We start from the raw sequence: 9,139 nt of genomic DNA on the forward strand, positions 1-9,139 counted from the left end.
ACCTGTAGGCACCGCGATCATTCAGGATACGCGCGTACTCGTTAACGTTTTTCGCGAGCAAGCTCGCTCCTACAAAAGCTTCTGCCGTGTGGAGTATTTTCGCCCTGGGGCGAATTCGCGGGCACAACCCTTCGAATTCAGCTTTCATTGCACAGTACCCCATAAGGAAATGAATATTTTTCCCCGCTGCGGTGTTCTCGTTTTGATCGTCACCCACACTTCCCATGGAGCCTGACCCATGAATAGCCGCTTCTCGATTTTCACTGCACCGTTGATGCTTGCTGTCGTGCTGTCGAGCTCACACGCATGGGCGCACGGCGATGGCGGTGATTCACCCGCCACGCCTCAGTGCCCCAGGGATCAGGTGTACGACAACAAAGCACAGAAATGCGTCAAGCAAACCAGCAAAGAGGTGTCGGATGCCGACCGCACCGATTACGCCTATCAACTGGCCAAGGACGGGCGCTACGAAGAAGCCCTGGCGCTGCTCGATACCCTCGAGCAACCCAACACCGCCAAAGCCTTGAACTACCGAGGCTACGCCACGCGCAAGCTGGGACGCACGGATGAAGGCATCGGTTTTTACCTGCAATCTGTCAAACTGAACCCTCAGTACGCACAGGTTCGTGAGTATCTTGGTGAGGCGTATGTGATCAAAGGTCAGTTGGATCTCGCCCAGGAGCAGTTGCAGCAGATCAAATCGATTTGTGGCAACACCACCTGCGAGGAATACCAGGACCTGGCAGAAGCCATCAACGATTCGTCGAAAACCTGACACCGCGAACAGACGGAGGTCGTTATCGCCAGCGATCAGGCAATACGTACAGAGCTGGGCCAGCACCTGGCGCGTTTGTGGCGCTACGGCCTGCTGCTGTCCAGGCAACGGCATGTCGCCGAAGACCTGGTGCAAGCCACTTGCGTGCGGGCGCTGGAACGGGCCGCTCAGTTTGCGCCGGGCACGCGCATGGACCATTGGCTGATGAGCATTCTGCATTCGATCTGGCTCAACGAAGTGCGAGCGCGTCGGGTGCGTCACGGGCAAGGCACGGTAGAGGGTGAAGAAGTGTTGTCGTTCGATGGTGAGTACGCAGCGCAAACCCATGTCATGGCGGCGCAAGTCATCCGCAGGGTCGATGCGTTGCCTGAAGCCCAACGCGAAGCGGTGTTTCTGGCCTATGTCGAAGGCTTGTCCTACCGCGAAGTCGCCGAGGTCTTGCAAATACCCATCGGCACCGTGATGAGTCGCCTGGCCACTGCCCGGGGCAAACTCGCCGAGTACCCGCCTTTGCAGTCCGTCCCACATTCTTCAAGCGGAGAACATCGATGAACGCAAAAGTCTCGGACGAGCAACTGGTGGCCTATCTCGACGGCCAGCTCGACACCGAACAGCGCCAGCGCATCGACGACGCCGTGTCCCAGGACCCGATGATCGGCCTGCGCCTGCAATGGCTCAACCGCAGCAGCCTGCCCTTCAAGTCCGCCTACGACGAACTGGGTCGTCAAGCGCCCATGGTCCATCTGCAAGCAATGCTCGACACGCTGCCAGCGCCGGCCCGTCCGGCGCTCAGTCGCCGCTGGTTCCTCGCAGCCGCAGCCGGGCTGGTAATGAGTGGAGTGCTGGCAGACCGTTTGTTTATCGGTTGGCAAATGAGTCAGCAAAAAGAAAATTGGCGCCAATTGGTGGCCGATTACATGACGCTCTATGTGCCGCAAACCCTCGATGACCTGCCCACTGACGCAGTCGCCCAGCGAAGCCAGCTGCGCACGATCGACGCGCGCCTGGGCTTGAGACTGGCACACGCGCAACTGGCTTTACCCCGCGCCGAACTCAAGCGCGCACAGATTCTTGAATACGATGGCGTGCCCATTGCCCAGATCACCTACCTCGATCCGGCCCATGGTCCGCTGGCGCTGTGCATCACCCGTTCCAACACGGGCAGCCGGCATTTCGCCCAGGAGCAACGACGGGAGCTGAACATCGTCTACTGGGCGGACATGGAACATGCATGGATGCTGATCGGACATAACCCCATGGACGATCTACAAGGCATGGCCAACGACTTACGCGCTCGCCTGAGCGGCTGATCAGCCGGACTGAATGCCGGCAGTGGACTTCACCAGGTTTATCGCTCGGGGATACTCGTCACCTTGCGCTACGAGAACGGTGTACCTGACCTTGTCGCCTATTTGAAAACAATCGCGGCCTTCGGCCGTGCGGTTGCGTCCGATGCGAATGGCAACCCTGCAATAACCGTCATCGGGCATGACCATCGCGAACTTGGTCGACATTGCATCGACCCAGACGTTCCTGATGGCATTGATCGTGCCTTTGCCGATTGTTTTTATTGTGGGTGCATCCATCACTCGCCTCCAGTCCTCAGTCCTTGTCGCGACAGCCCGACTGCGCAGGGACAATCAAACGCCGAATTCGCAAGGTTGACTACTGTCAACTTTGACAGGCCCGCACCCTCAAGACGCCGCAGACAGCCACAAGCGGAACCGTGCCCCACCCAACGGCGACGCTTGGGCAGTCAGCGTTCCGCCCTGCGCTTCAAGCGCCCGACGACTGATTGCCAACCCCAGGCCGAACCCGCCTGTTGCCCGGTCACGACTGCGATCGAGCCGATAGAAGGGTTCGAAAATTCGCTCGCGGTCCTCATCCGGAATGCCGATTCCGTCGTCGTCCACCCAAATCTCACACCCTTTGGCGCACACCTGCACGCCGATCTGAATGCGCTTTTCGCAGTAACGCATGGCATTGCGCAGCAGGTTCTGCAGGGCGCGGGCGGTCAGGCGTGGGTCGAGGGTGAAGCGCTCGAGCTGATTGTGGAGCAGCACGTCGATGACGATGTCGGGAGACTGCTCGTCATCGACGCTGCCCAAAATGCTGTCGATAAATTCGTCCAGCGACACCTCGACCTGCTCCGGTACCCGCGCCGGGTTCTGCAAACGGCTGTAGGACAACAGTTCCAGCACCAGTTCATCGAGTTCGCGAATGTGATCGACAAGCCCTTGCAGGCGTTCTCGGCTGGCGGCTGGCATGTCTTCGGACAGCGCCAGTGCCAGGCCGAAATCCAGGCGTGTCAGCGGTGTACGCAGTTCATGGGAAACCGCGTTGAGCAAGTCCCGTTGCTGATTCAAAAGGTTCTCGATATCCCCGGCCATGGTGTCGAAGACACTGGCCAGGCTGCCGATATTGGAGCTGGCGGCAATCTGCGTGCGCTCACTCAAATGCCCCTTGCCGAAGCGCTCGGCCGCGCTTTTCAGGCGCTCAAGATCGCGCCAGTGCGGGCGCAACCACAGCAACAGGCAGGCAAGCAAGGTCGCGCCGATCAGCACGTTGATGCCCCAGTACAACAGGTTGACGTCCATCGGGTCTGGCGGTACGACCATCTGCACCACCGTGCGCTCGTCCAGCGGCGTCACCGCCAGCGTGCGCCAGCCCCAGTCGCCTACGCGCACGATGTTCTCGCCGCGCTGCAGGCGCTGTTGTTCGTCGGCGGAGAAGCCAGGATCGTCGTTGCCGCTGAGCACGATGTGCAGCGGTTCGAATTCCTTGTCCATTTGCGCCGCCAGCGCCGGCCATTGCTCGTTCGGCACTGCCTTGAACTGCTTGACCATCAGGCTCTGCAGCCCACGGGAGTATTCGAGGTTGTAGTTGACGAAACGCTCGTAGAAAACCTTCACCACCAGATCCGGCACCAGGTAGATCGCGGCGCTGTACGAAACGATGGTCACCAGATACAGACGAAAAAGAATTCTGAACATCGTCTCAACATTCCCACTCGGAACGGCTGAACAGGTAACCCTTGCCCCACACCGTCTTGATCTTGCGCGCCTCGCCGGCATGGTCGTCGAACTTGCGCCGCAGCTTGGAGATTGCAACGTCCACCGAGCGGTCGGTGCCGTTGAACTCGATGCCGCGCAGGCGTTGCAGGATCTGGTCTCGGCTCAGCACTTCGCCGGCATGCCGGGCCAGCACCACCAGCAGGTTGTATTCACCGCTGGACAACTCCACCAGTTGCTCACGCCAGGTCACGGTGCGCTCGGACAGGTCGATGCACAGGTTGCCCATCAGGATACGGTCATTGGCGGTCTGCGGTTCACTGAGGCTACTGCGGCGCAGCAAGGTGCGCACCCGTGCCAGCAATACCCGTGGCTCGCAGGGCTTGGTCACGTAGTCGTCGGCGCCCATTTCCAGGCCCAGCACCTGATCGTGGCTATCGTCGCGGGCGGTGAGCATCAGGATCGGCAACATCGCCGAGTCTGCCCGCAGCAAGCGGCACACTTGCAGGCCATCGAGACCGGGCAGCATCAGGTCGAGGATCACCAAATCCGGTGGATTGAGCCGCGCACGCTCGCGCACCTGATCGCCGCGGCCGATCACGTTGACGCAGTAGCCGTTGCGCTCCAGGTAGCTGGCAATCAGTTCAGCGAGGGCGGAGTCGTCTTCGACCAGGAGGATGTTGGGCATGGGGGGTTCCAGCAAATGCAGTTGTGACCGGAAGATCGCTATCGCTTGCAAGCCAGCTCCCACAGGTTTAGGCGGTGTACACAAAATTTGTGCCCGCATCCAATCCTGTGGGAGCGGGCTTGCCCGCGAAGAGGCCAGACCAGCCGCTGAAAGAATCAAGACGCCAAGGATATACGCCCTGCCCCCCACCTGAGCAAAACCCTTACACAATTTCACACAGCACCAACAAAGCTTCACCGCTACCCTCGCCGCCGCCCAGTAGCATGCCTGGGGGTCACTATTGGGGTATTTCATGTCAAACCATCTGCTTGCCAGATTCAGCCTTCTGGCGCTGGCATTCACGCTGAGCGCCTGCGACAAGGCCTCAACCGCCGAAGAACAGGCGCCACTGGCCACCGTGCGCATCGAAACCATCCAAACCCGAGCACTGTCGATCAGCAGCGAGCTGAGCGGCCGGATCGTCGCACCCCGCATCGCCGAAGTGCGTGCCCGAGTCGCTGGCGTGGTGTTGCAGCGCACGTTCCTTGAAGGCAGTGATGTGAAAAAAGGCGACGTACTGTTTCGCATCGATCCGGCGCCGTTCAAGGCTGACCTCGACAGCGCCGAAGCCGCATCACGCAAGGCCGAGGCCAATGCGTTTCAAGCAAGACTGCAGGAACAGCGTTACGCCCGGTTGATCGATGACAAAGCCATCAGCGGCCAGGATTACGACAATGCCCGGGCGAACGCACGGCAAACCGCGGCGGATGTTGCTGCCAGCAAAGCCGCTGTCGAACGCGCGAAGTTGAATCTCGGGTATGCCACCGTCACCGCCCCCATTTCCGGGCGCATCGGTCGTGCGCTGGTCACGGAAGGCGCATTGGTCGGCCAGAACGAAACCACTCCGCTGGCACTGATTCAGCAACTGAACCCGATCCACGCCGACCTCACGCAATCGACCCGCGAGTTCAACGATCTGCGTCGGGCTTTGCGTTCCGGCCATCTGGAAGCCGTGGGCCAACGCGAAGCCAAAGCGACGTTGATCCAGGACGATGGCAGCCTCTACCCGCTTCCGGGCAAGCTGCTGTTCACCGACATCACGGTCGATCCCGGCACCGGTCAGATCATCCTGCGCAGCGAGTTTCCCAACCCCGACCTCGACTTGCTGCCCGGCAGTTTCGTAAGGGTGCGTCTTGAGCAAGCGGTGAATCAGCAGGGCATCAGCGTGCCGCAACGGGCGATCCAGCGCGACAGCGCCGGCATTGCGCAAGTGCTGCTGCTCGACGACGAACAGCGGGTCGGCCAACAACCGGTCGAGCTCGGCGCGGTGCAGAACGAACGCTGGGTCGTCACCGCAGGTTTGAAACCGGGCGATCGCATCGTCATCGAAGGTCTGCAACACGCCCGCCCCGGCGAGAAAGTGCAGATCGACGACTCCCCTCTTCCACTTGCCCAGGTTTCTGGCCAGTAAGCAGGACGCTTGTTTATGCCGCAGTTCTTTATCGACCGCCCGGTGTTCGCCTGGGTGGTCGCCCTGTTCATCCTGCTGGCCGGCGCTTTGGCCATTCCACAGTTGCCGGTGGCGCAATATCCCGACGTCGCGCCACCGCAAATCGAAATCTACGCCGTGTACCCCGGCGCCTCGGCGCAAACCGTGGATGAAAGCGTGGTCAGCCTGATCGAGGAAGAACTCAACGGCGCGGACCACCTGTTGTATTTCGAGTCGCAAAGCAGCCTGGGCAGCGCCACGATCAAGGCGACGTTCCAGCCCGGTACCGACCCGGAAATGGCTCAGGTGGATGTGCAGAACCTCCTCAAGGTCGTGGAGTCACGCCTGCCGCAAGCGGTCAACCAACAGGGTTTGCAGGTGGAGAAAGTCTCCGCCGGTTTCCTGCTGTTGATCACGCTCACCTCCAGCGACGGCAAGCTCGATGACGTGGCGCTCAGCGATTATCTGGCGCGCAACGTGATGAACGAGATCAAGCGAATCGACGGCGTCGGCAAGGCGCAGCTGTACGGCGCCGAACGGGCGATGCGCATCTGGATCGACCCGCAAAAACTGATCGGTTTCAACCTGACCCCGGCCGACGTCAACGCCGCCATCGTCGCGCAGAACGCCCAGGTCTCGGCCGGCAGCATCGGTGACTTACCGAGCCGCACCACTCAGGAAATCACCGCGACGATTCTGGTCAAGGGCCAGTTGTCGACACCCGAAGAGTTCGCCGACATCGTGCTCAAGGCCAATCCCGACGGTTCCACGGTGCGCATCGGCGATGTGGCGCGGGTCGAGATCGGCAGCCAGGACTATCAGTTCTCCACACGCCTGAACGGCAAACCTTCCACCGCGGTCGGCGTGCAACTGTCACCGGGGGCCAACGCCCTGAGCACCGCGACGCTGGTGCGGGCAAAGATGGACGAACTGTCGCGCTACTTCCCGGCGAACGTCGAGTACAAGATCCCTTACGACACCTCGCCCTTCGTCAAAGTCTCGATCACCAAAGTGGTCTACACCCTTGGCGAGGCCATGTTGCTGGTGTTTGCGGTGATGTTCCTGTTCCTGCAAAACATTCGCTACACACTGATTCCGACGCTGGTGGTGCCGGTGGCGCTCATGGGCACTTTTGCAACCATGCTGGTCCTGGGTTTCTCGATCAACGTGCTGACCATGTTCGGCATGGTGCTGGCCATCGGCATCCTGGTGGACGACGCCATTGTGGTGGTGGAGAACGTCGAGCGAATCATGGCCACTGAGGGCCTGTCGCCCAAGGACGCTACCCGCAAAGCGATGAAGCAGATTACCGGCGCGATCATCGGCATCACCTTGGTGCTGGTGGCGGTGTTTATTCCAATGGCCTTCATGCAGGGTTCGGTCGGGGTGATTTACCAGCAGTTTTCGCTGTCGATGGCCACCTCGATCCTGTTCTCGGCGTTCCTTGCCCTGACCTTGACCCCGGCGTTGTGTGCGACCTTGCTCAAGCCAATCGCCAAGGGTGAGCACCACGAAAAAGCTGGTTTTTTCGGCTGGTTCAATCGCCGCTTTGAACAACTGACCGACCGCTATCAAGGCTGGGTCGCCTACGCGCTGAAACGCAGCGGCCGTTACTTGCTGATCTACGGCGTGCTGCTGGTGGGCCTTGGGGTGTGTTTCAGTCGCCTGCCTTCTTCGTTCCTGCCGGTGGAAGATCAGGGCTACACCATCACCGACGTTCAGCTGCCACCGGGTGCAAGCAAGCATCGTACGGTGCAGGTGGTCGAACAGATCGAAGCGCACAACGCCACTGAGCCGGGTGTCGGCGACAGCACGGTAATTCTCGGCTTCAGTTTCTCCGGCAGCGGCCAGAATGCGGCGCTGGCGTTCACCACGCTCAGGGACTGGTCGCAGCGTGGCAGTGATGATTCGGCGAGCTCGATTGCCGACCGCGCCAACATCGCCCTCAGCCAGATCAAGGACGCAGTGACCTTCGCGGTGCTGCCGCCGCCGGTCGATGGCCTGGGTACGTCCAGCGGTTTCGAGTTCCGCTTGCAGGACCGTGGCGGCCTCGGCTACGTCACCTTGATGCAGGCACGCACCAAGTTGCTGGCCGCCGCTGAAAAAAGCCCGATCCTGATGAACGTGCGCGAAAGCGCGCTTGCCGAAGCACCGCAGGTGCAACTGATCGTCGACCGCAAGCAGGCCAATGCGTTGGGTGTGTCCTTTGCCGACATAAGCAGCGTGCTGTCCACCGCCGTCGGTTCGGCCTACATCAATGACTTCCCCAATCAGGGGCGGATGCAGCGTGTGGTCGTGCAGGCCGAAGGCGACCAGCGCAGCCAGATTGATGATCTGCTGAAAATCAACGTGCGTAACAACAACGGAAAAATGGTGCCGCTGTCGGCCTTCGTCGCGGCCAAATGGACTCTGGGACCTGCGCAGTTGACCCGTTACAACGGCTATCCGGCCATCGCTATTTCCGGCGAACCGAAGCCCGGTTACAGCAGCGGCGAAGCCATGGCGGAGATTGAACGTTTGGTGGCGTTGGGCCCGGCTGGATTGGGCCAGGAATGGACCGGGCTGTCGTTGCAGGAACGGTTGTCCGGCAGTCAGGCGCCGATCCTGCTCGGTTTGTCGCTGCTGATCGTGTTCCTGTGTCTGGCGGCGTTGTATGAGAGCTGGTCGATCCCGACCTCGGTGCTGCTGGTGGTGCCCCTGGGCGTACTCGGCGCCGTGCTGGCGGTGACGCTGCGCGGGATGCCGAACGATGTGTTCTTCAAGGTCGGGTTGATCACCATCATCGGCCTGTCGGCAAAGAACGCGATCCTGATCATCGAGTTTGCCAAGAGCCTGTATGACGAAGGCCAAGACCTGATCGACGCGACCCTGCAAGCCGCACGCCTGCGACTGCGGCCCATCGTCATGACATCGCTGGCGTTCATCCTCGGCGTGGTGCCATTGGCCATTGCCACCGGCGCCAGCTCGGCGAGCCAGCAAGCCATTGGTACCGGGGTGATCGGCGGGATGATCACGGCGACGCTGGCGGTGGTGTTTGTGCCGGTGTTTTTCGTTGTGGTCATGAAACGGGTGCGCAAACGCCACAAAGACACCTGACACAACAATTCCCCTTGTAGGAGCGAGCTTGCTCGCGAAAAACGTTAACGATGACGCAAGCATCCTGACTGATCGCGGCGCCTTGAGGTTTTTCGCGAGCA

The 9,139-nt window shown here is 60.7% G+C and carries 9 protein-coding genes; 5 read left to right on the plus strand and 4 right to left on the minus strand.

The window, feature by feature from the left end:
* Window positions 1-217, minus strand: a 217-nt coding sequence (locus ACRESJ_RS02335; RefSeq protein ID WP_431756453.1) for a hypothetical protein, incomplete at its 3' end; no start/stop codon positions are given.
* Between the two features lie 21 nt (window positions 218-238).
* On the opposite strand from ACRESJ_RS02335, the gene ACRESJ_RS02340 reads away from it, so the two are divergent.
* From ACRESJ_RS02340 to ACRESJ_RS02350, 3 genes are all read left to right on the plus strand, one after another.
* Complete coding sequence (locus ACRESJ_RS02340) at window positions 239-775, plus strand: tetratricopeptide repeat protein (RefSeq protein WP_431756454.1); 537 nt, start codon at window positions 239-241, stop codon at window positions 773-775.
* Between the two features lie 66 nt (window positions 776-841).
* The gene (locus ACRESJ_RS02345) at window positions 842-1,327 is read left to right on the plus strand and encodes an RNA polymerase sigma factor (protein ID WP_431756461.1); all 486 of its coding nucleotides are present in this window, start codon (window positions 842-844) and stop codon (window positions 1,325-1,327) included.
* On the plus strand, window positions 1,324-2,085 hold the full coding sequence (locus ACRESJ_RS02350; protein WP_431756455.1) for an anti-sigma factor family protein: 762 nt from the start codon (window positions 1,324-1,326) through the stop codon (window positions 2,083-2,085). Before ACRESJ_RS02345 ends, ACRESJ_RS02350 begins: the two co-directional genes overlap by 4 nt.
* Here ACRESJ_RS02350 and ACRESJ_RS02355 read toward each other — a convergent pair whose 3' ends face one another.
* The 3 genes from ACRESJ_RS02355 to ACRESJ_RS02365 form a co-directional block, all read right to left on the minus strand.
* Complete coding sequence (locus ACRESJ_RS02355) at window positions 2,086-2,361, minus strand: hypothetical protein (RefSeq protein ID WP_431756456.1); 276 nt, start codon at window positions 2,359-2,361, stop codon at window positions 2,086-2,088.
* 108 nt (window positions 2,362-2,469) lie between these two features.
* Window positions 2,470-3,768 carry an ATP-binding protein gene (locus ACRESJ_RS02360; RefSeq protein WP_431756457.1) on the minus strand — a complete coding sequence of 433 codons (1,299 nt, stop codon included), beginning with the start codon at window positions 3,766-3,768 and terminating at the stop codon, window positions 2,470-2,472.
* 4 nt (window positions 3,769-3,772) lie between these two features.
* Window positions 3,773-4,474: a response regulator gene (locus ACRESJ_RS02365; RefSeq protein ID WP_431756458.1), complete on the minus strand. Its 702-nt coding sequence runs from the start codon at window positions 4,472-4,474 to the stop codon at window positions 3,773-3,775.
* A 292-nt stretch (window positions 4,475-4,766) separates the two neighbouring features.
* Here ACRESJ_RS02365 and ACRESJ_RS02370 point away from each other — a divergent pair, with 292 nt between their 5' ends.
* Together ACRESJ_RS02370 and ACRESJ_RS02375 are read left to right on the plus strand one after the other, a co-directional pair.
* Window positions 4,767-5,924: an efflux RND transporter periplasmic adaptor subunit gene (locus ACRESJ_RS02370; protein WP_431756459.1), complete on the plus strand. Its 1,158-nt coding sequence runs from the start codon at window positions 4,767-4,769 to the stop codon at window positions 5,922-5,924.
* 15 nt (window positions 5,925-5,939) lie between these two features.
* On the plus strand, window positions 5,940-9,038 hold the full coding sequence (locus ACRESJ_RS02375) for a multidrug efflux RND transporter permease subunit (protein ID WP_431756460.1): 3,099 nt from the start codon (window positions 5,940-5,942) through the stop codon (window positions 9,036-9,038).
* Window positions 9,039-9,139: the final 101 nt, after the last annotated feature.

Origin of the sequence: Pseudomonas sp. (assembly GCF_050739655.1) — a bacterium.
Lineage (GTDB): Bacteria > Pseudomonadota > Gammaproteobacteria > Pseudomonadales > Pseudomonadaceae > Aquipseudomonas.